The following is a 22,218-nucleotide window of genomic DNA, read 5'->3' on the forward strand; positions in this document are numbered from 1 at the left end:
AAGGCTCAAATTCAATTCGAGCCTTATTTATATTTACACTGAGTGCCATCTAGCTGACACCACACTGGGTGAATATCATCATATGTGACCATTATTTTTATGGCTCTCAGTCGTAAAAAAAACTGATGCATAAAATATTTTCTTAATATGTAGAATATTCCGCGAAATAGATATTATTTTATATCTACACTTCCCAAATTGCTCAATATCAAATCCTAAGACCATGGCCAATTTGTCAATTATACATATCTTTAAATAATCGACCTTCAGCATTTAAATAACACTCTCCGAGATATCTATCAAACACTTCATTAAACGAGGAAAACTGTCCTGGCCGTGGTGTGAACTCGCCAAAAGAAAAAGTATTTTTACTTCTGATAAAATCAATACGTATAAATGGAGTAAGAATAGTTTTACTAATCCGTTTCGCCGTCTCAAGCTGCTGATTGGAGAAACCATTTCCGATGAATGTCTTTCCTTCATAGCGACCAGTAGCTGCCAGCTGGCCATCCGGCATCCACTCGCAGTAGCGGGTTTGGTTGCCCCTTTCTACTTCCAATACGAACCCCACCTCACCGTAAAAGCAGTAGAATTTCAAGTCGACCGGAGCAGAAGGCTTACCTTTTTCAAAGTCTCCTATAAATTCTTCTAGCAACCAAGAGTCTTTCTTAATTTTTCCTTCTTCCATCAGTGAAGCAGCTTTCTCTAGAGCACTATCGGCAGTGCGTAAACTTTCACCTGTACGTACTTCAAAAGCTCCACCTTGTTCATCAAAAATAAATACTCCATGGCTGGATGAACCATTTTCTGGCTTTAAGACAGTCCCTTTCTTAGGAAGAATTTTGGAAAGTACCTGATTAAAGGCATAAATTTTTGGTCTCCTGACCCCTAGGCTATCAATAAACTTATAGGCATGACGCTTATTATTCAATTTCCACTCTGGCTGAAAGTTAAATAATTGTCTTCTGCGAGTTGCCTGTACTAGTAATTGTTGGAATGAGGCTGCATTAGTCAATTGAATCTTACTCTGACTTAACAGACGGGTGAATTTCTCCGTAAGCTCATCTGCTGTTAATAGTTCAGACATCTTCTCCAATATGCCCTGGCGTTCCGCAGCTGATAATTGTTGGGCAGCGGCTGCCAATTGATTGGCAATCACACGTTTTTGCTCTTTCTCACGATCTACTTGTTCTTTTGACTGAGCTAATGCTTGCAATAGAGCAGTCACGTCCTGCTGATGTTTTTTCACAGAGCCCCCCATTCCTTCAAACCAATAAATTCAGGATATCCATCCAGTGGATAGTCAATTAATGTTTTATCCGCTGTTTTGTAGTGGTTGGCCTTTACAGTCTGCCCCATTACGACAGGCTCTATTTTCCCTTGTTTGAGTAACTCAAAGTAAAGATTACATAAAGACTCTGGAGACTTGTGAAAACTAGCCCAATGGAATAGAGCAATCTTCTGCTTATAGTGCTTTTGAATATACTCAGATGCCTTTTGACAATCTTCCAAACGTGAAAAGTCACCAGCAATCACACTATTGAATACTAGTGGTTCTCCGGCGCGTTCGAACATACTCCGAGGTGCTGGAAAAGCTCGCCCAGATTTTGCATCCTGAATGTTAAGATGCTTTTGAGAAGCGTGCCACCAAGCGCAGATTTCGCGATAGATGTGCCGTAGGCCAAAGTACACAGTACGTACATGGGTTGCTTTAGTACGCGTTAGTGAAGACTCTTCATCTAGTGCAAATGCCAGTGGCGTATCTGCATGGATCTTAGCAAATGATTTTTTGCCAAACTGTGCCTGCATTCTCCAAATATATTCTGTATCCCCGCCTATGCGCACGTGATCCCATTCACCGAGGGTATCTAACACTTCACGCCTAAACATAAAGGAGGACTGGCTCCAGTGAGTCAAGCAATTATTTGGTCGCCAATTCTGAGTAAAGGCCAGGTTACTACGGGCACGAATCCAGTGAACCGAACAACCTTTCACATCTGGATTATCTTCCAAATAAGCAACCTGAGTAGCAATTTTCTGCGGGTGGGACCAATCATCACTGTCGTGAGTAGTGAACAGATCACCCGTGGCAAAGGTTAACCCAAAATTACGTGCCGCGTAGGCGCCTCCATTGTGAGGCGGTTGTATGGCCTTGATCCGGGGGTCCTCTTTCTCCAATGCTTTTAACACACTGAAAGTGTCATCAGGAGAACAGTCATCTACTGCTATAATTTCAATATTTGCGTAGGTTTGTGCCAGTAAGGACTCGATGGCTATACGTACCTGCTCACCGGCACTATAGATCGGCATAATTATGGAGACTTTCATAGCCCCCTTCACCTTAGACGCTGGTAACCCCGCCACATTACCGATCGAAAGCGGCTGGTCTGAGTCTTTGAGGCAAATACCAGAGAAGCCATGAATAGAAAATGCCTGGTTAATTAGTTCTATTCGCTGGATATCAGTTTCTAACGCATTGCTCAACGCAAAGTGTGCATCGGCATCATTCGGGTGGCGATTGACATAAGCCCTCAACCCTACATAAGCTTCCTCAACTCGACCCAATGTCAGCAAACAGAAGTAAGTCAGGTACACCGTTTCCTTACGTGACCGGTTTGCTGATGCTAGCTCTTTCATTCTGTTCGCAAATATCAATGACTGCTCGATATCCCCACAGAAATAGAGCCAGCGTGCCGTGTGCCACATTGCCCACCAACGTGATGCTTCTATAGCTTCTGGATCATTATAGACGGCTTCTAGTGCTTTCAATGCCGATTCAGAATGACCATTCCATAATTGAACAGCCAAGTTAGAAGTACCACTAGCCGCTTTGCTCTTAGTTATTTTCTTTATCGGCAAATTTTGATGGATACCAACCTCTAAATAATGCACAAGTGGATTAATATCATCTGGAATTGAGTTGCTTTCTTTATAAAAAGATGTATCAAATCGCTTGCAGGGATTTCTATTTAATCTCCATCCATATTTCATAAAATGTAATATGGGGTCCATTCCAAGAATTTCAACATCCGGGTAGGCCTTTATATACCATTTCCCATTGATCATCCTTGACTTTCTAATAAACTTATATTCCGATGGCGTCATAATATTAAAACCTAAGTTAATTTCTTACTCTTTAGTATTTGATACTCTCGACGGGAAAATACTAAACCCTAATAAAATGCTAAAATCGCTATCAAGCATCTGCTAACCAGCCATTTTTATTAGCCTAGTCGAAGGCAGATACCTCAGAATTCATAGAAATAACCACAAGACTTTATTCATCACAGGAACCCCACAGCAAACTTTGATGCCCCTACCAAGAGTGGTACAGATCATGATATTTTATCACAAGAATTAACCACGCACCTATAATCATATAATATTACATGCATAAACATTATATTGGTATCCTTGTGACTTCGCCTTACGCACCTCTCAAGCAATCACAAACTTATATAAAAAACAATTCCCAGTATGTAATATTGAATTTAATGTTATATAATGAGAAATTGATTACCTCAATGAAAAGTCTTCAAAACTCACGGTCAGATTAGGATTATAGGCTGGGTCATGCAGAAGCTGTTGCCCCCAGCGCGAGCGAAAATAATCCACTTCTCTTTTTGCTCTTGCTTTTTTGACGGGGTTATCGTCAATGCCACGTGAAACAGATTCATGGTGGTACAGTTCAGCAAATGGTGTCCAGAGATTCCGGTACCCAAGTTCTCTTACCTTTAAGCATAAATCTACGTCATTATAAGCTACGGGCAAATATTCTTCTTCCAGCCCCCCTGCCTCCTCAAATATAGATCGTCGCAGCAGCAGACAGGCTGCCGTAACTGCTGAAAGATTTTGAGTGTGATGCAAGCGATTCTGGAAACCCCCGTCTTCACGCGGGAAAAAGCGGTGTGCATGGCCGGCAACTCCGCCCAGACCGAGAATAACGCCAGCATGCTGCAACGTATCATCAGGGTAATAAAGTTTGGCTCCCACACAGCCTATGTTAGGTCTGACCGCATGACTGACCATCTCCGTTAACCAGCTGCCATTGATCGGCTCAATATCATTATTCACCAGACCGATGACATCGCTACTACAGTGCCTGGCTCCAAAATTATTGATCGCTGAATAATTAAATGGATGATCCCAACGCAACACACGTACACGGGTATCGCGAGCGATCTTATTTAGATAAGCAAGCGCCCCTGGATCAGAGGATTGGTTATCCAGAATGACAATCTCGTAATTTGGATAGTCGGTTAGCTCAAGGATTTTATCCACACAGGGCTGCAGCATATGCAGCATATCGCGTGTAGGGATGAGCAAACTTACCGAAGGCAATGGTCCGTGCAGCCCCCACTGAACGCGACATCCTAATTCGGGCTGTTCTGAGGCAGTTGCGCTAGCATCTTTTTCAACCAGAAAACGTTGCACAGCAGTAATGCTGAAACCTGGGCCGTCAGGCGTTAGCTCCGCGGCACTTGTAGCATCAGAATAACGACGGTGTAAAACCACATAGGCCACATGTTGAATATCCGCTTTGGATAATCCATCGGTATATGCAAGGAGCAGGGCATGCATATCCACCTGCTCGGGAGATTCACACAAGTGGCTATATTGTAGGAGCCGCTCCAATGAGAAGGCAGCCGCACGGCCTATATAATTGACCGAAAGTAATAGGTCCGTATTCCATTCCGGTTTGAAATTAGGCAATGCTCTCTCGCCATCAACGCACCGATCTTCATCACCATACAGCAATACTGCCTCTGGATGCTGGTAACTATGTGCCGCAAGATGGTAAGTAGCATTGATCGCCAGTGCATCGCCCGCTGCCAGAAAAGTGACATAATCAATCTGCTGGGATAACGATGCCAGCCACTGATGGAACGATGTACTTTCGGGGGGCTGGATCAGGAGATGCTGGGCCAGTATCTCATGCTCGTGCAGACGCTGGTTCAGCAATTCCGAGATATCCTCATCGGCATCCTGCTCGGCACTAATCAATAAATACCAGTGTGAATATCGCTGTTGGATCAGAGAATCCAGGGTTATCGCTATATCCTCAACCGATGCCCCTTCTGTCGATAGAGCAATACCGAAACTGGAGTGCTCAGTCAGCTTCTCAATGGCAATAACGACTCTATTATTTGAAGGCTCTCGTAGCGGCTCTATCTGCTCACGCCATAGCGCATAATTGAAATTTGGCGCACCGCGTGCAAAAGTGCCTTCGTAATAAGCTGCCAACAACCTTCGCCAGGAAACATTCTCTTCCCGTGATTCCTCTTTTAACGCTTTAAGAATCTGCTGTGCCCCAGCGCCCTGAAAATGCCGATCGGCATAGTTCAAGCGCCGTATCATTCTACTGTATGCAAATCGTGGCGTTAGCCACACAAAGCGGAAATGCTTGACCGAAAAACATCCCTTCTGCCCTGATAAAGGCTCCAGACGAATTCCCTTAATGCCGTAAGGCACATAGCAAATACGCTTGGCTATACGACCACGCCGCACGGCAAGATAAATGGTATTACGGCGGTCAAATCCGTTACCTCTATCGAAGGTTATTCCCGCAGCGGCAGAGGTTTGATCATGCTCGATCTCGATTTCCAGCATGTTGAAGCCGGGCAGCGGGCTAGCCCCTTCCGTGTGAAAACATGCATGTTCATCAAGCGCTCGCCAGGAGAAGTTATCAGTATAGTGTATATGAAGCTCTCGCAACGTCTCCAACGCGGTGGGGATGAGCGTAGGCTTAGCAGTAAGCCTGAGCAAAGACGGTAGAGTGGAAGCAAAAAGCCGTTTATATATCATGAAGAATTAGTCGACCATTGAATCTCAAGGACAACAAGCAATTACTTTTTTTGCTTTTTCCAAGAAGTGTGAATATATAAGACTAGTACTATCTTCAATCGACAGCAGCTCCAGTGGAATTGACTGGTTCAAGTATGTTACTGGGTGGAAACCTAACTCAGCGATTGCACCCTATTCCTTGATTAACCGGTAGCTCCTCAATATACGTTATTATCGTACGCATCAGAGACAGGCTGGCATTGCGCACTAACTAGGTAACTTTTCTATAGCCTCAAGTCGTAGGGTCAAATAGCCACTGCATATTATCACCATGACCCATAGTTAAATCATGGCATTGCAGGACATGCCATCCAACGAATGTGATAAAACTAGGTAAAGCTGACGATTTATTTTATTCAATATTATTATTGTCCACACATTTTTAGATAAAATGGTGGGGTAGAAGATAATTCCGAAGCAATAGAGGCTAATTGTGGGTTAAACTGTGATGAAAGCCACATAAGAGTCGATGCTTGTTTCGGTTCGAAATTTCCTGAAAAATCTTTTACCCCAGCTTTTGCTCTGGCCGCATCAAAGCCCTTTGCATTAGGAAATTCCTTATGATTTTTAGTCCCCTTAGCATATGGAATAACCCAATCAACAGCCTTATTCAGCGACGCCCCATTTGGCGCTCGCCAAAAATACCAATCTTCTCCCATTGTGCGAGCTGCTAATGCAGCCCTCACCAGAGGGACTAGGTCATAAACTGCATAATGGACAGCATGCCGTGCCCGAAAGTCATATGTTACTCCGTCTGAGTTAATATTTTTTTCAATTTGCCTCCGGAAGAGGCTGCGTAATGAGCTAAACATTTCGCGATCATTTAAAGCCACAGCGATCGCTACTGCAATTGAAAGTCTATGACTTTGCCAATTTGAATGCCCTCCTTCCTTCATCCTTACAATATATCCAGATGCCCACCGATGCAGGATTCCCCTAATCTTCCGTTGTTGTTCAAGCGGTAACGTATCCTGAATAATAACGAAACTAGACACCATCGGTAATAATCTATCTTCATCAATGGGGTTGAAACTGAGCTTATATATTGAGAACCAACTAAGTAGATAGTTTTGTGCGATCTGTAACCATTTGTTATCTCCCGTAGCTCTCCAAGATAATGCTGCTTTTAACATAATAGGCATATCTTGACGTGCCTTAATACTTTCATCGCGTATACCTTGGTGAGGTAGGGTGCCCTCTGAATGAACCTCAGGCATTGGGTTAGGAGATCTATCCTTAACCTTGGAGTAGAAGTTCGTATCAATTAAAGCTCTAGCTTTGACAGAGGATACTGAGCACCAATCTGCCCCATAAGCGAAATTATTTGAGAGCATTAATATAAAAAGAATTAATGAAGCCACACTCAATCTAGCAATACTTAATTTTATTTCGCGTAAATTTACCCATAATTTTCTCATAAAGACCATCCAAATAAAATACTTTGCTACTGTCATATTGAAAATATATCAATATGGCTTTATGTTAAAATTTACTTGTAATCCTCATACACTTTCTATAGAACGATATTATTCAAATAACTTCCTAAATCATTCTATTTTTTCAGATTTACCATACAACCATGCATTACATAGGTTAGTAGCCATAATACAGAGGGTGATAATTAAAAAAATGATTATCCGCCCCCCTGCTCGATAGATCTACGCGGCTGTATATGTTTCAATCTTTATGATCTTTAACAATAAGTATAAGCATGTTAACTATTAGAGTCACAAATAACGCGATCATTATAAATACAGCTATATTATAGATGCGCGTCGGCTCTTCTGAATATTGCGGCAGGGTAGGCCGCTGCAGGTAAGAGACCTGAACCGTCTGATTGACAGCTGCAACCCGCGCATTCTGTAGTGCTGTCAGTACACCGGAATATGCCTGCAGTGCGAATTGCGTGCGCAGCTGCAATACCTGGAACTCAGCTGCTACACTATTCAGCGGCCTACCCGACTGACTTGCCAGCCTCTCCTGCTCGCTATCAATCTGACGCTGAGTAGCATTAATCTGATTGTTAACCGACATCATTTCCGCTGAGCGAGGGCTTTGGAAGGCTGCCAGTGATGCCTTTCTCGCTTTGAGACTGGCGAGCTGAGACTGTAACTGCCCCACAATGGAACCAAAGTTTTGCAGCGTTTGAGTAGGCTCAGGCAGATTGTGTTCGTTCTGGAACGTCAGGCTTGCCTGCTGCGCTTGCTGATACTGCTCCTGAAGCAGCTCACTCTGTTTTTCCAGAAACTTGACCTGTTCCTGGGCAACTCGCTGCGCCATTTCATTCATATGACGCTGCCCTTGCTCTAAAATAGCCGATGCAAGGCTATGTGCCTCTTCCGGCGAATAAGCCTGAACATCCACATGCATTACGCCGCTATATTCATCAGGTTCAGCCGATACGATGCTCTGATAATACTTTAGCATCTTTTCCGTCGGTGCATTTTTATTCCACAAGCGGCTAAACAGATCGCCATGTTGGGAAAAGTGCTCACGAATATCCGTATTCTCCTCAAGATATGTCAACATATCTGCTGACCGAATATAATCACGCAATAGCAGGGAGGCCGCCATTTCACGACTAATACTGGCATCCTCCGAAGAGAAGTTACCCTGGGCTGTCGATATTTGCGGCATGCTAATCACCACATGAGCATGCGACACATAGCGATTGGAGGCCCAAATCCCCCAGTAAAAGCTCACCAGAAGAATGAGCACGACACAAATCGTCCACTGTGGGTAGCGCTTTGCGGCACCTTTAATAGTATTGACATTGAACCACATGGTGGGGGTATTTTTAGCCATAATCACACACTAGTAGAGTTCATAAATGATGAAATATCGGCCTTTCCATCGCTAATATCATGATACGCATTCAACGCATCGGTTATATCGTCAAACCACACGGCTCTTCCCGTTTCAAGAATAATCCCGGACTGGCACAAATCCTTGAGCAAGCCCTCACCATGAGCAGCCATAACAATACTCGACGTCGCCATACGCTCCTTAAAAGCCTTCTTTGCCTTATCCTTAAAGGCGCGGTCCCCCACAGAGGTGGCTTCGTCTGATAGATACACATCAAAATCAAAAGCCAGCGATAGCCCAAAATTCAGACGCGACTTCATACCACTGGAGTAGGTACTGACGGGGCGATCAAACTGTTTCCCCAACTCCGCAAAAGCCTGTACCTTCTGAATAAACTCCCCAAGATTCCCTTTGATGCCATGAATACGCGCAACAAATTTAACGTTCTGGCGCCCCGTCATACTACCCTTGGAACCGCCACTCAAGCCAATCGGCCACGAAATACGCGCATCGGTGGTAATTTTTCCTTTATCAGGGTGGTCCATACCACCCAATAGTCTTAACAGTGTGGACTTACCCGCCCCATTGCGACCTATCAGGCCTACACTAACATTAGTGGGGATCGTAAAGCTGATATTGTTTAGCACCCACCCTCCACCAAAAGGGCCGTGATACCGTTTAGACAAATTCTCAACTTTTATCATTTGGTCATTTTATCCATAACAGCAGCATCACATCATTTTTAAACGCGTTGAGAAACGTACGTGCATTAACAATGCTAATGTTAAAATCATGATAATAGTGCTCCACAGATAGATATCACTCAAATCATTCAGAGTATGATAATATTGAAAAAAGCCAAGTCGTACTTTTTCAATTGCTATTAATAGCGGATTCCATGACATATATACTTTGATATAAAGAGGAAAGTTTTCGATCGGGAATATTGTCCCTGATAAAAACAAGAGAGGCATTGAAAGCAGCCTTACAACACGTCCTATTTCTGGTACCAATGCTGCAAGCACTGCAAACAATACCCCAAGACTGGAGCCCAGCATCCACACGGCTAAAAGGTTATTGATAACAAGCAGAGGATCATAGGGGAAGTCAAGTGCACCGATCATCATGCTGAAGGAGATAATCACCAAAAATATAAAACCACGTAACATCCCTCCCACCACACATCGTGCGATTACCGGGTCAATCGGCTGTACCTGCCGGTAGGAGAACATGCTTTTGCTTGAGCTAATGGCCGCGATAGGAGTTGTCATGCATTCGCGAAAAATATAAAAGCACATCAATCCCACTATCAACCAAGGGACGAACTCTGCCCCCACCACGTGTCTCATGGAGTGACGCAAATATTCACGCACAAACATCATCACCGCAATTGTTGCCAGCGGCTCAAACAGCATCCAAAACCAGCCCATGCGGTCGGCTGTTGTACGCGAGGTGAACTCACGCAGCACCAGTGCGGACCACACATCCCAGGTCACCTTTAATGACCCCCTGGGCTTGCGCAAATCCGATTCAGTAATATCTGACATCTTGCCCTCCAATGACAGCTGCCGACATCAGGTCGGCAGCTGCGATTAACACTCACACCATCATCAGATTCTTAGCACTGCAGCAGTGGATACCGCAATGTTGTACATGATCTGAGTGATAGAGCTAGCCAGTTCGATGTTACTGGTGGGCGGTTTGGGCAGTACCAAAATTTGATCGCCGGAGCGCACGTCGGTTTGATCCGCACGTACCACCTGACCATTGCGGTGCACCACCAGTACCTGGCCTTTATCAGCACGAGGACTGAAGCCACCGGCCTGCTCGATATAGTCGAGTGCGTTCATGCCTTCGGTATACACCGCCGCCTGAGGTACGGTCACCTCGCCGCTCAGCAGGATAGAGTCGTTGCTTTCCGGAATATCAATGATATCCCCATCCTGGAGGCGGATATCCGCTATGCCATTACCGCGGGCAACCACCAACCGGCCCGATGGCTCGGTTTTACGCGCCTGGGCCACAAAGCGTTCGATTAGCTGCGCCTGCTGGAGCTGAATATCCGCTTCCTTGGAGGTACGGGAGGGGTATCCTAGGTAGGTTTGCTGCAAGCGATCAAGGCTGTCCTTCAGCGCGATCTCCTGCTGTTCTTTCACACTCTGGCGAATTACTGATACGTCCTTGATGCTGGTCATATCCTGCGGGACGCTGATCGCATTCAGTAGCTCGCCAAGACGCGCGTTGCGCGGCACTGCATAGCGTTTAGGCCCGTAGAAGCTGCCCTGAAGCTGTACCACAATGGTTTCGCTACGCTTGTCAGCACTGAACAGCACTTCATCGCCCGTCTGGATGCGCGCATCGGCAAACTGCGACAGCGGCATGTAGTTCGCCATGGGGCCATTGTCGCGCTGACCGCGTAGCAGCACATTGGACACACCGGGCTCAAGGCGCGACAGGCTGGTGACCATATCACCACTCAGCGATTCACCGTTTTTCAGCTCATAGCGGAAGGGGCGCTGCACATCCCCCGTTACTGCTACCGCTGGGCCGCGGTTCGATACGACAATGGTATCGCCTTCACGGAACTGCACTTCAGGCAAGTCACCGTTGGTCAGGAAGTCATACAGGTCTACACGCTGAATCACCCGCCCCTGACGTTTGACCAAAATATTACGGTAGCTACCCAGACCGTTATCAATACCGCCCGCCTGATCCAGGAAGTAGAGAATGGAATCAGCCGGCGTACCTGCATAACGGCCAGGGTTTTGAACATTACCGGTAACAAAAACGCCCACCGGCTGCACCCCTTGCAAGTTGGTGTATACCTGCACCTGCTGCGGATAAATCTGGCGAATGGCAGAGGTCACGGTGCCGTTCAAGGCAGACGCGGAGGTGCCCTGTACCTGAATCGGGCCGACACCTGGCAGGAACACATTGCCTTTGGGGTCCACGGTCAGCGTCTGGTTAAATTCAACGGCGCCCCAGACGCGCAGCGTAATCTGATCGCCCGGCTTCACGGTATAGCCAGGATTCAAGCCATCGGAGGCCTTGCTGCGGAATCCGCCATTGAACAGATTACCGCCAAAGGGGGGCAGCAGATCAGGATCAGTAGGCCCGGAGTTCTTGCTGGCCGTATTGGCCGCTACGTTCGCATATTGAGCTCGCTGCGCAGGGTTCTGCGCATTGGGCACCGGTCCATAGTTGGAATCATTCCAGTTAGCGCGCGGGCTATCATCAACCTGACCATTGCCACTCGCAGCACCATTCTGCTGCTGACTGCCATAGGAGGCACCGCCGCTCTGCTGCGGGTCGGCGTAGGTACCGCCTCCTTGCTGCTGATCCATATTACCGTCGTAACCGCCTACCTCTTGAGCGTGAAGAGGAGCGTAATTTAGGCACGCTACCGCCACCAGGCCACTCGCCCGGAGCCAAAATTTAAATTGTGACATTCCTGTTTCCTGAACGAATTAGTCGGGCAGAGCGGTGATACGGCCGCTGGTCGTACCGCTGCTATTACGGTTGATATATTCCGGCTGCACCTGATTGATGATGGAGCGCTGCAGCTTCCATCGAGAACCGTCCTGCTGAGCGTTTTGCGCATTGCCAGCGTCGCCGCTGCGACACGCGATGCTGCTCTCGAAGCCGGGCGATACCACTGCTGCGGCAACGTTCAGGCGCAGGCATTTAAGACCTGTGCCCGAAAAATAGCTGTCCTCCACATTGACCGTGGCATTGTTTCCCAATGGACTGCTATATACGCTAGCCGTGCTGCCTGGAGAAGCACGATCGAGGAAGGAAGAGAGCTGAGGGCCAGCTGGAACACCACTGTTCACACCGTTGATGTTACCGCGGTTCAGATCGGGCGTGGAGGCACACCCTGAGAGCGCAGCGGTGAAGGCGAGTGCACTTGTTAAAAGTACAAATAATCGCCATTGTCGTGGCTTACCAGAATATCTGAAGTTAACTGTCATTTATAATCTCATGGCTTTGAACACGGCTTGTGCTGGCGCAGCATGATAGCCCGATTCAGGGTTGCCCCATGCACGGATGGCGCTGCCTCGGCATGAAACCAAAGTCGCGAATACACAACGAGCGCAAAATACCTCAATATCAGCCGCAAATGATCGCTCATGGTGCATCAATCTTCAACGGCGAGATACACTTTCCAACAAAATGTGGTGGAATAAAGACAGAACGGCTCCCCTATCAAATTCGTCTGTATTCGTATCGCCATTCATACCACTATTAATAACCGTTATACTGAGAGAAATTTCCAGCACATAGATTGGGCCATCATGACTACCAGCACCATACTCGAACATCTTCCTCACGGTGAGAAAGTCGGCATCGCTTTTTCCGGCGGCCTCGACACCAGCGCGGCACTGCTCTGGATGCGCCAAAAAGGTGCCGTCCCCTATGCTTATACCGCCCATCTGGGCCAGCCTGATGAAGACGATTACGACGCTATTCCCAGAAAGGCGATGGAGTATGGCGCTGAAAATGCCCGTCTGGTGGATTGCCGTGCGCAGCTGGTGCATGAAGGCATCGCGGCCCTGCAATGCGGCGCTTTTCACGTCACTACCGCAGGCGTCCCCTACTTCAACACCACTCCCATTGGCCGCGCGGTAACCGGCACCATGCTGGTGGCGGCGATGAAGGAAGATAATGTCAATATCTGGGGCGATGGCAGCACCTATAAAGGAAACGACATTGAACGTTTCTATCGTTACGGGCTGATGACCAACCCGGACCTGCGCATCTACAAGCCGTGGCTCGATCAAAACTTCATTGATGAGCTGGGCGGCCGCGCAGAGATGTCGGCATTCATGAACGCCAACGGCTTCGACTATCACATGTCGTCCGAAAAGGCGTACTCCACCGACTCCAATATTCTTGGCGCTACACATGAAGCCAAGGATCTCGAATATCTCAACAGCGGTATTCGCATCGTGAAGCCGATTATGGGCGTGCCATTCTGGAAGCCGGAAGTCGAGATTGCGGCAGAAGAGGTGACGGTTCGTTTCGAGGAAGGGCAGCCAGTAGCGCTGAACGGCGTTGAATTTTCTGACCCGGTAGAGCTGATTCTGGAAGCCAATCGCATTGGCGGACGCCATGGGCTAGGCATGTCCGATCAGATCGAGAACCGCATTATTGAAGCCAAAAGCCGTGGTATCTACGAAGCCCCCGGGATGGCGCTGCTGTTCATCGCTTATGAGCGCCTGCTGACCGCCATTCACAATGAAGACACCATCGAAGAGTATCGCATCAATGGCCTGCGCCTTGGCCGCTTGCTCTACCAGGGCCGCTGGTTCGACTCTCAGGCGCTGATGCTGCGCGAGAGCGCACAGCGCTGGGTCGCTCGTGCGGTTACCGGTGAGGTAGTGATCGAGCTGCGCCGCGGTAACGACTATTCCCTGATTGATACACGTTCGCCCAACCTGACCTACCAGCCAGAGCGGCTCTCAATGGAGAAGGTGGACTCTACCTTCACTCCACGGGATCGTATCGGTCAGCTCATCATGCGTAACAATGACATCACCGACAGCCGCGAAAAACTGGAGCTTTATACGCGCACAGGCCTACTGAGAAAACCCGACGCCAGCAGCCTCCCCAAACTTGACGAGAAATAAATACTCGCCGCTCTCACTGGGCGAGTATGGGCAAGCTTCCTTGCGGCTTGCCCCATCACTAAAAAGGCAGCCTTGTAAAATAGGCTGCCTTTTCTCTTTACTGACAAGACCGTAATTAACGGTAACTAACGATTGTTGCCTAATCGGGTATCCACACCGTGGTCATCGGTGCCGGTTAGTGGCGATACACCGTCTTGCTGCACTTGCATGGTAATCCAGCCCCCGTGACCGCCGTGCCCCGGTGCTGCGTCAATACCGGACTTATCAGCACTTGCCTGCAGGCTGGTAACGCCCAGGGCAATGACGATGGATGCAAATAGTAGTTTCATGCCTTTCATGGTGGATTCTCCTCACACAGCGAGCGGTCTGAGCATCGTGTATGGGAGCCAAATAGGTCGGCCAGTGCGCTTTGCTTACCGCTCCTGATTAACGGTGATTATGATGCGCCTGATATTGATATATAAAAACAACCAAAACAGGATTTCTGCGTTGCCGTTACAACACCAATAGCGAGTATCCAAGGAGTATCGAGAAGAAAACCAGCGTGCTCCAGGAGAAAGAGAGCAAGAAGAGAGGTTGCCGCATGTGAAGTAATTCACGGCCCCGACGCACGCTAGCGCCGAGGTACAGAAGAAAAGTAGGGCAGGCAGATAGTCCGTTTCTACCCGTACCGGTTTTCCAAATGAGCGCGATAGTCCTGAATATCCAGGGGTTTACCGGTTGCCTGCGAAATCAGCTGCTGCGACGAATAGCGACGGCCATGCTGCCAGATAGTATTGTTGTACCAGCCAAATAGTTCGGTCAGTTCACCTTTCTCGATCTGCTGCGTCATGGTAGGCGTAGAACGACATGCTGCCTTGAACAGCTGAGCCGCGTAGATGGCGCCCAGGGAATAGGTGGGAAAATAGCCAAATGCACCATCGGTCCAGTGAATGTCCTGCATACATCCGTTCGCGAAATCCCCGCGCGTGTCGATACCAAGATAGCGCTGCATGCGCTCGTCCCACTCCGCAGGAATATCATCGACTTCAAGATCGCCTTCGATCAGCGCTCGTTCAATTTCATAGCGCAGCATCACATGCGCGGGATAACTAAGCTCATCCGCATCAACGCGGATTTTTCCTGGAGCGACATGGCGCACCCGCTGCGCCAGTGCCTCAACGCTGAAATGGGTACCGAGGTGAGTATTCACTAGCGGAGTAACAAGCGATAAAAAGGCATCACTGCGCGCCAGCTGCATCTCGAAACTCAAACTTTGGGACTCATGAATGCCCATGGAGCGCGCTAATCCGATAGGCTGTCCAGCAAACTGCTCGGGGAGGTTCTGTTCATAGCGGGCATGGCCCATCTCGTGAATAACGCTCATCAACGAAGTGACGAAATCGTTTTCATCGTAGCGAGTCGTGATACGCGAATCCGTTGGCACACCGCCCGAAAAGGGGTGCACGCTGACATCCAGGCGCCCTGCACCGAAGTCAAACTGCAACAGCTTCATTATCTCAAGCGCTAGCGCATGCTGTTGTTGCTGCGGGAACGGCCCCTGCAACGGTGGCAATGGCATGCTCTTCTGCTTTTCCAGGGCACGTTGGACAAGCTCAGGCAGCCAACTGCGTAAGTCATTGAAAACGCTATCGAGTACCTCACTTCGCATGCCTGGCTCGAATTCGTCCAGTAACGCATCATATTTGGATAGCCCTTTTCGCTCGGAGAGGCACTCGGCCTTTTCACGGGACAAGCGCACCACTTCACGCAGATTGCCCTTGAAACCTTCCCAATCGTTATTGCGACGCTGCTGACGCCACGCGACTTCGCAGCGACTCCCGGCAATAGAGAGGGCCTCATTCAACTGCGGCGGCAGGGCGGTGGCATATTCGTACTCACGGCGCATTTCACGCACATTCGCAAGCTCCATATCGTCTAGCGGCTCCTGTGCAGCGCTATCCAGCCACTCTCCAATATGCGGAGCCGCTAGCCGCCGTTGAATTTCCAGACCTAGCTCAGCCATGGCGGCACCTCGCGCGTCGCTGCCCTTGGCTGACATCATCACATTCATGTCCCAACTGCCTATTGATAGCAGATGCTCAAGACGAGAAAGACGCTCGAAAGTATCGGTAAGCTGCGAGTAGGCAGTGCTCATGGAAGCTGATTTCCCTGTTATTGGTGGCTGGCTCGAACAGACAGAATAGCGCTCACCTTACGTCAGGTTTAGCTATAGCGCAGTATTCATCGTGACAGGAGCGGCATCACCTGTATCGTAAGCAAAAACATTCAAGCAAGCTGCCTTACCCGTCAAGTAACTCAGCACTGTCATCGCCTTACAACCCATCCTCCCCGCGAGCAACGGACTGGCCCCACAAGAGCGTTGATGGCTTGAACAGCGACACAAGCGTTAGTGCGGATGCGTTTTAACAAGGCAAAATACGACCACGCTACTCATGCATTTTCCTGGCTAAGCGCTTACCATGAAGACCAAATTTCTTTATCGGTACTTAAGCATGATTCTAGTCACCGGTGGCGCAGGCTATATCGGCTCCCACACCATCCTAGTACTGCTGGAGGCAGGCTATGACGTGGTGGTTTTTGATAATCTGAGTAATGGCTCCACGGAGGCGATAAAGCGCGTTGAGCGGTTAGCCAACAGGAAAGTACACTTCGAACATGGCGATATTCGCGACCGTAAGGGCCTGGATGAGGTGCTTGCCACTTACCCTGTAACTGCTGCCATCCATTTCGCGGGCCTCAAGGCCGTCGGCGAGAGCATGAAAAAGCCGCTGGAATACTTCGACAACAATGTCAGCGGCAGCATCCAGCTACTAAAAGCTCTGCGCCAGGCGGGTGTTTTCAACATTGTCTTCAGCTCCTCGGCCACCGTGTATGGTGATCCGGGCACGCCTGTCTTCAATGAAGAGATGCCGACTGGAACACCTTCCAACACCTACGGCTACACCAAGCTGGTGGTCGAAGAGCTATTGAAGAAGACACAGGCCGCCGATCCACGCTGGCGAGTTGCCCTGCTGCGCTACTTCAACCCCGTCGGCGCACACCAGAGCGGCACCATCGGTGAGGACCCTGCAGGCATTCCCAATAACCTGCTGCCCTTTATTGCTCAGGTTGCGGTAGGCAAGCGCCAACAGCTCAGCATCTTTGGAGATGACTACCCCACACCAGATGGCACCTGCCTGCGTGACTATATCCACGTCATGGATCTCGCTGAGGGGCACGTTAGTGCGCTGCAGGCTCTCAAGCGATTTGACAAGGGCGGCGTGGGTATCTGGAACCTTGGCGGCGGGCAAGGGCATTCGGTGCTGGAAATGGTCAAGGCCTTCGAAAAAGCCAGCGGCCAAGCAGTACCTTACCAAGTAGCGCCGCGTCGAGAGGGCGATCTCGCACAGTTCTGGGCAGATCCAGGCAAAGCCAAGCGTGAACTTGGCTGGGAAGTGGAACGTACTCTCCACGATATGATGGCAGATACCTGGCGCTGGCAGTCAAAAAACCCCAACGGCTATCAGAAATAGCGCGGCCCCGTCCCTCAACGCTTGGCAGCGATGCTGAAAAACCAAAGCCCCGATGCAATGAAACTTGCATCGGGGGCTTTGTAGGTTAGCCGCCGTAAAACAGGATAGGCGGCCAACCTTCCAACGCTGCTACCACCATGACGCTATAGGCGATAGCGCGTATCGGGATTAGTCCTGCCCGAACAGGTCGCGGGTGTAGACCTTCTCGGCCACATCCGCGATATCATCGGTCAAGCGGTTGGAGACAATCACGTCACTACGCTGCTTGAACTGGTCAAGATCGCTCAGCACTTCCGAGCCGAAGAACGTCTCTTCTTCCAGCACCGGCTCATACACGATCACCTCAACACCCTTCGCCTTCAGGCGCTTCATGATGCCCTGAATGGCGCTGGCGCGGAAGTTATCGGAACCCGATTTCATGATCAGGCGGTGGATGCCCACGACCTTTGGATCACGATTCAAAATCGACTGTGAAATGAAATCCTTGCGCGTACGGTTGGCTTCCACAATCGCACCGATCAGATTGTTGGGCACGTCCTCGTAGTTCGCCAACAGCTGCTTGGTATCCTTGGGCAGGCAGTAGCCACCGTAGCCGAAACTGGGGTTACGGTAATGGTCGCCAATACGCGGATCGAGACACACACCTTCGATAATCTGGCGCGCATCCAGGCCGTGTGATTCGGCGTAGGTATCCAGCTCATTAAAGTATGCAACGCGCATTGCCAGGTATGTGTTGGCAAACAGCTTGATCGCTTCCGCTTCCGTGCTATCGACAAAGAGGGTCAGAATCTCTTTCTTGATGGCGCCTTCTTCAAGCAGGGCAGCAAATTTTTCGGCACGCTTGGAGCGTTCGCCTACCACAATGCGTGAGGGGTAGAGGTTGTCATAAAGCGCCTTACCTTCACGCAGGAATTCCGGGGAAAATATGATATTGCTGGAGTCGAAGCGCGCGCTCGCATCGCGGGTAAAGCCAACCGGCACCGTGGATTTGATAATCATCACCGCATCCGGATTGATGGAGGTGACATCAGCAATCACGGCTTCAACCGAGGAGGTATCGAAAAAGTTGGCTTTCGGATCGTAGTTGGTCGGCGTGGCGATAATGACGAATTCAGCGTCGGCGTAGGCTGCCTGCTTATCGAGGGTAGCAGTAAAGTTCAGGGTCTTGTGCGCCAGAAATTCTTCTATTTGCGCATCCACGATAGGACTTTGGCGATTATTGAGTAGCTCAACCTTGTGAGCGTCGATATCAAGCGCCACTACTTCATGGTGCTGAGCCAGCAACATTGAGTTGGAAAGCCCAACATAACCGGTACCTGCTACTGCAATTTTCATCCAGACATCCTGATGGGTAATCAAAAAGTGTATTTAGTGTATGAGATGTGCCTGTCACTTATAGAAGCGAACCTTAATATAATAGGCTCTTCTACCAGCGAACAATTGCAAAATTATAAAACTTTTGCCAAGCACTCTACCAGCGTATCGAAGGGCCTTTTCATTTCATCTTCGGCCACACACGCATAGCCTAACAGCAACCCTCTACTTGGAGCATCACCGAGGTAATAACGAGACAGAGGGCGCGTCAACACCCCATGCTGGGCCACGGTATGGGACAAAGCGGCATCGTCTATCTGAGATGGAAGCCGGAGCACCAGGTGCAACCCTGCGCTATCGCGGGCTTCGCTAGAAAGCAGTTGGCTTCCGAAACGTGCTTCTACCAGCGCACTCAGCGCATCACGGCGGCGGCGATATACCCCTCTCATGCGCCGGATATGCTGGGCATATTCACCGCTCTCGATAAACTCACCCAGCGCCTGCTGCATGGCAGTATGTCCTCCGCGATGCACATCAAGATAGGCGCGCTGGAAATGGGGCGCCAGCGATTTGGGCAGCACCATGTAGGCTACCCTCAAGTTTGGGTAAATTGTCTTGCTGAAAGTGCCGACGTAGATAACGGGCGCGTCAGGCTCCAGCCCCGCCAGCGCGGGCACCGGGCTGCTGGTGTAGCGAAACTCGCTGTCATAGTCGTCTTCCACGATAATCGCATGATGCTGCCGCGCATATGCCAACAATTGGCGGCGGCGCTGAATGCTCATCACCGCACCCAGCGGGTAGTGGTGGGAAGGAGTAGTGAACATAAGCCGCGGTGGTCGAGAGTGCAGGGGGATCGTGATGCCTTCACCATCTACCGGCACCGGCCGCGCCTGCACGCCATTCACCTCAAGAAGGCGACGAATGCCCCAATAGCCTGGCTCTTCCAGCCAGGCACTATCACCGGCGTCAGCAAGCAGTCGGATAATCAAATCAATGCCCTGATGGGCACCTTCCACGATAACGATCTGTGGCGGGTCGCACTGCACACCGCGTGCCACGCGAAGGTGCTTCGCCAACGCTTCACGCAAGACCATGCTGCCCGCCTGCTCAGGATAGCTCAGCACCCCGGGAGTCGCCGTATAGAGCACTCGCGCGACCCGCTTTTGCAGCCGTGCATAAGGAAACAGCCTCACCTCCGGCACCCCCGGCATAAAGGCGCCCCACTGTTGCGTCGCCGCACTGCTGCGAGACGCTAGCCTTCGCCCTCGCTGCGACAGTCTGGGCGGCGCAGCAGGCTGGCCCTCGTGGAGCGCAGCCCCCTGCACGATACTGCCCTGCACGTCAGCCACATAAGTACCGGCCCCTACCTGACTCTCGACAAATCCTTCGATCGTTAGCTGATCGAACACTCGCGTTACCGTGTTGCGCGAAATGCCCAGCCCTGCTGCCAGTTCGCGTGAGGCCGGCAAGCGCGCCCCAGCGCTGAAAGAGCGATCCAGAATGGCATCGCGAATAGCGCCGTAGAGACGCTCGTTCAAGTGACATTCAGTACGCGCTGGCAATTTTAATTGCAGCAGGTCGATCCATAAGTCGTGCATATCCCCCCTTCAAAGCGTCGCTGCCAGCCATGGCGCTAACGAAAGCGCCGGAAAATAGCACGAGCCGGTGAAAAATTGGCTCCCTCTATTTTATGGATATTGGCTCTTTACCCTGAGCCAAAGCAATTCAACAATGGTGGAGAACCCCTGACACTTCATGCTGATGAGCCTTCCTATGAATAACGATCAATTACGCGAATTACGCGAGCGCCATGTCTCCAAAGGAGTTGGCGTTATGTGCGACTTCCATGCAGCAGATGCAAAAAATGCCGAAATTTACGATACGGATGGCAATCGGTATATAGATTTTGCTGCGGGTATCGCTGTGCTTAACACCGGCCACCGTCACCCGAAATTAGTGGCCGCCATTCAGGAGCAGCTTGAGCACTTCACTCACACGGCCTATCAAATAGTGCCTTACGCCGGCTACGCGACACTGGCCCAGAAGATCACCCAGCGCGCTGATGGCGATTTTGACAAGAAGGCGGCGTTTTTCACCACGGGGGCAGAAGCGGTAGAAAATGCCATCAAGGTCGCGAAAATTGCGACTGGCCGTTCAGCTGTGATCGCTTTCGAGGGGGCCTTTCACGGGCGCACGGCCGCGACTCTGGCGCTTACGGGCAAGACACGCCCCTACAAGATTGGCGCAGGCCCTCAACTGGGCGAGGTCTATCGCGCCCCCTTCCCCAATGAGCTGCATGGCGTCTCCGTCGATCACTCCATCAACGCCATTGAGCAGCTGTTCAAAACGGACGTCGAGCCACAGCGTGTCGCGGCCATTATCTTCGAACCCGTACAGGGCGAAGGCGGTTTTAATCCGGCTCCGGCGGAGTTTGTCACACGCCTGCGCCAACTGTGCGATGAACACGGTATCGTCATGATTGCCGATGAAGTGCAGTGCGGATTTGCGCGCACCGGTAAATTCTTCGCCATGCAGCATTTTGATCAATCCGCCGATATCACCACCTATGCTAAAAGCCTGGCGGGAGGCATGCCTCTCTCGGGTATTGTGGGGCGCGCGGACCTCCTGGATAAGCCGATCCCCGGCTCGCTGGGCGGCACCTATGCTGGCAACCCTCTGGCGATCGCTTCGGCGCACGCGGTTATTGATGTCATCGAGGAAGAGAAACTGCTAGAGCGTGCGGATCAGCTCGGGAAAAAGCTGACGGCAACGCTGCACCGTCTTGCGGAAACCCATGCGCAGCTCAAAGGTGTTCGCGGCTTCGGTAGCATGATTGCCGCCGAGTTCTTTACCTCGGAAGGTGTGCCGGATAGCGAGCTGACCAACCGCATTCAGCAGCATGCACTCAAGCGTGGCCTGCTGCTGCTGACCTGCGGTGTCTATGGCAACGTGATCCGCTTCCTCTATCCACTAACGATTGAAGAGCCGATCTTCGACGAAGCGTTGAAGATTCTTGAGGAAGCCATTACAGAAGCGGTTCAGTAGCACCCGACTCAGCAGCACAGCAAACAGAGGGGCGGCTCATGTGAGTCGCCCCTCTGTCCGTTTTC

At 50.1% G+C, this 22,218-nt stretch carries 16 protein-coding genes; 3 read left to right on the top strand and 13 right to left on the bottom strand.

What is annotated here, in order from left to right:
• Positions 1-235: 235 nt before the first annotated feature.
• From L881_RS0107980 to L881_RS13600, 9 genes are all read right to left on the bottom strand, one after another.
• Positions 236-1,249 carry an ATP-grasp fold amidoligase family protein gene (locus L881_RS0107980; RefSeq protein ID WP_025733171.1) on the bottom strand — a complete coding sequence of 338 codons (1,014 nt, stop codon included), beginning with the start codon at positions 1,247-1,249 and terminating at the stop codon, positions 236-238.
• Positions 1,246-3,066, bottom strand: a complete 1,821-nt coding sequence (locus L881_RS0107985; RefSeq protein WP_169730602.1) for a glycosyltransferase family A protein — start codon at positions 3,064-3,066, stop codon at positions 1,246-1,248. The genes L881_RS0107980 and L881_RS0107985 overlap by 4 nt, the downstream gene beginning before the upstream one ends.
• 450 nt (positions 3,067-3,516) lie before the next feature.
• Entirely contained in the window at positions 3,517-5,610 is a 2,094-nt protein-coding gene (locus L881_RS0107990; protein WP_169730603.1) for a glycosyltransferase family 2 protein, read from the bottom strand.
• Between the two features lie 599 nt (positions 5,611-6,209).
• Positions 6,210-7,298, bottom strand: a complete 1,089-nt coding sequence (locus tag L881_RS0107995; protein ID WP_084055451.1) for an alginate lyase family protein — start codon at positions 7,296-7,298, stop codon at positions 6,210-6,212.
• Between the two features lie 223 nt (positions 7,299-7,521).
• Positions 7,522-8,649, bottom strand: a complete 1,128-nt coding sequence (locus L881_RS0108000; protein WP_245587956.1) for a KpsE/RkpR family capsule polysaccharide export protein — start codon at positions 8,647-8,649, stop codon at positions 7,522-7,524.
• Positions 8,650-8,651: 2 nt separating this feature from the next.
• Positions 8,652-9,353, bottom strand: a complete 702-nt coding sequence (locus L881_RS0108005; protein WP_025733176.1) for an ABC transporter ATP-binding protein — start codon at positions 9,351-9,353, stop codon at positions 8,652-8,654.
• Positions 9,354-9,380: 27 nt separating this feature from the next.
• Positions 9,381-10,196, bottom strand: coding sequence for an ABC transporter permease (locus L881_RS0108010; RefSeq protein WP_025733177.1), 816 nt, complete (start codon positions 10,194-10,196; stop codon positions 9,381-9,383).
• Between the two features lie 63 nt (positions 10,197-10,259).
• Positions 10,260-12,098 carry a polysaccharide biosynthesis/export family protein gene (locus tag L881_RS0108015; protein WP_034578898.1) on the bottom strand — a complete coding sequence of 613 codons (1,839 nt, stop codon included), beginning with the start codon at positions 12,096-12,098 and terminating at the stop codon, positions 10,260-10,262.
• Positions 12,099-12,116: 18 nt separating this feature from the next.
• Complete coding sequence (locus tag L881_RS13600; protein ID WP_245587957.1) at positions 12,117-12,482, bottom strand: DVU3141 family protein; 366 nt, start codon at positions 12,480-12,482, stop codon at positions 12,117-12,119.
• Between the two features lie 462 nt (positions 12,483-12,944).
• Between L881_RS13600 and argG the strand changes: the two genes are divergently transcribed.
• Entirely contained in the window at positions 12,945-14,279 is a 1,335-nt protein-coding gene (gene argG / locus L881_RS0108025) for an argininosuccinate synthase (protein WP_025733180.1), read from the top strand.
• A 125-nt stretch (positions 14,280-14,404) separates the two neighbouring features.
• Here argG and L881_RS0108030 read toward each other — a convergent pair whose 3' ends face one another.
• Both L881_RS0108030 and L881_RS0108035 read right to left on the bottom strand, forming a co-directional pair.
• Positions 14,405-14,617 carry a hypothetical protein gene (locus tag L881_RS0108030; RefSeq protein WP_025733181.1) on the bottom strand — a complete coding sequence of 71 codons (213 nt, stop codon included), beginning with the start codon at positions 14,615-14,617 and terminating at the stop codon, positions 14,405-14,407.
• Between the two features lie 323 nt (positions 14,618-14,940).
• Complete coding sequence (locus L881_RS0108035) at positions 14,941-16,416, bottom strand: carboxypeptidase M32 (protein ID WP_025733183.1); 1,476 nt, start codon at positions 16,414-16,416, stop codon at positions 14,941-14,943.
• A 325-nt stretch (positions 16,417-16,741) separates the two neighbouring features.
• Here L881_RS0108035 and galE point away from each other — a divergent pair, with 325 nt between their 5' ends.
• Positions 16,742-17,794 carry a UDP-glucose 4-epimerase GalE gene (gene galE, locus L881_RS0108040; protein WP_245587958.1) on the top strand — a complete coding sequence of 351 codons (1,053 nt, stop codon included), beginning with the start codon at positions 16,742-16,744 and terminating at the stop codon, positions 17,792-17,794.
• Between the two features lie 168 nt (positions 17,795-17,962).
• Here galE and L881_RS0108045 read toward each other — a convergent pair whose 3' ends face one another.
• Together L881_RS0108045 and pdxR are read right to left on the bottom strand one after the other, a co-directional pair.
• Complete coding sequence (locus tag L881_RS0108045; protein ID WP_025733185.1) at positions 17,963-19,129, bottom strand: nucleotide sugar dehydrogenase; 1,167 nt, start codon at positions 19,127-19,129, stop codon at positions 17,963-17,965.
• Between the two features lie 113 nt (positions 19,130-19,242).
• Positions 19,243-20,706, bottom strand: coding sequence for a MocR-like pyridoxine biosynthesis transcription factor PdxR (gene pdxR / locus L881_RS0108050; RefSeq protein WP_025733187.1), 1,464 nt, complete (start codon positions 20,704-20,706; stop codon positions 19,243-19,245).
• 175 nt (positions 20,707-20,881) lie between these two features.
• On the opposite strand from pdxR, the gene gabT reads away from it, so the two are divergent.
• Complete coding sequence (gabT, locus tag L881_RS0108055) at positions 20,882-22,153, top strand: 4-aminobutyrate--2-oxoglutarate transaminase (RefSeq protein ID WP_025733188.1); 1,272 nt, start codon at positions 20,882-20,884, stop codon at positions 22,151-22,153.
• The last annotated feature ends 65 nt before the right edge of the window (positions 22,154-22,218 follow it).

The sequence above is a fragment of the Carnimonas nigrificans ATCC BAA-78 genome (assembly GCF_000526695.1).
GTDB lineage: Bacteria > Pseudomonadota > Gammaproteobacteria > Pseudomonadales > Halomonadaceae > Carnimonas > Carnimonas nigrificans.

Coding starts and splice junctions, on each gene's coding strand:
- L881_RS0108000 (WP_245587956.1), bottom strand. CDS start 8,649: ATGGCTAAAAATACCCCCACCATGTGGTTCAATGTCAATACTATTAAA.
- L881_RS0108035 (WP_025733183.1), bottom strand. CDS start 16,416: ATGAGCACTGCCTACTCGCAGCTTACCGATACTTTCGAGCGTCTTTCT.
- L881_RS0108010 (WP_025733177.1), bottom strand. CDS start 10,196: ATGTCAGATATTACTGAATCGGATTTGCGCAAGCCCAGGGGGTCATTA.
- L881_RS0107990 (WP_169730603.1), bottom strand. CDS start 5,610: ATGCTGGAAATCGAGATCGAGCATGATCAAACCTCTGCCGCTGCGGGA.
- L881_RS0108005 (WP_025733176.1), bottom strand. CDS start 9,353: ATGATAAAAGTTGAGAATTTGTCTAAACGGTATCACGGCCCTTTTGGT.
- pdxR (WP_025733187.1), bottom strand. CDS start 20,706: ATGCACGACTTATGGATCGACCTGCTGCAATTAAAATTGCCAGCGCGT.
- gabT (WP_025733188.1), top strand. CDS start 20,882: ATGAATAACGATCAATTACGCGAATTACGCGAGCGCCATGTCTCCAAA.
- L881_RS0108045 (WP_025733185.1), bottom strand. CDS start 19,129: ATGAAAATTGCAGTAGCAGGTACCGGTTATGTTGGGCTTTCCAACTCA.
- L881_RS0107985 (WP_169730602.1), bottom strand. CDS start 3,066: ATGATCAATGGGAAATGGTATATAAAGGCCTACCCGGATGTTGAAATT.
- L881_RS0107995 (WP_084055451.1), bottom strand. CDS start 7,298: ATGACAGTAGCAAAGTATTTTATTTGGATGGTCTTTATGAGAAAATTA.
- L881_RS0108015 (WP_034578898.1), bottom strand. CDS start 12,098: ATGTCACAATTTAAATTTTGGCTCCGGGCGAGTGGCCTGGTGGCGGTA.
- argG (WP_025733180.1), top strand. CDS start 12,945: ATGACTACCAGCACCATACTCGAACATCTTCCTCACGGTGAGAAAGTC.
- galE (WP_245587958.1), top strand. CDS start 16,742: ATGAAGACCAAATTTCTTTATCGGTACTTAAGCATGATTCTAGTCACC.
- L881_RS0108030 (WP_025733181.1), bottom strand. CDS start 14,617: ATGAAAGGCATGAAACTACTATTTGCATCCATCGTCATTGCCCTGGGC.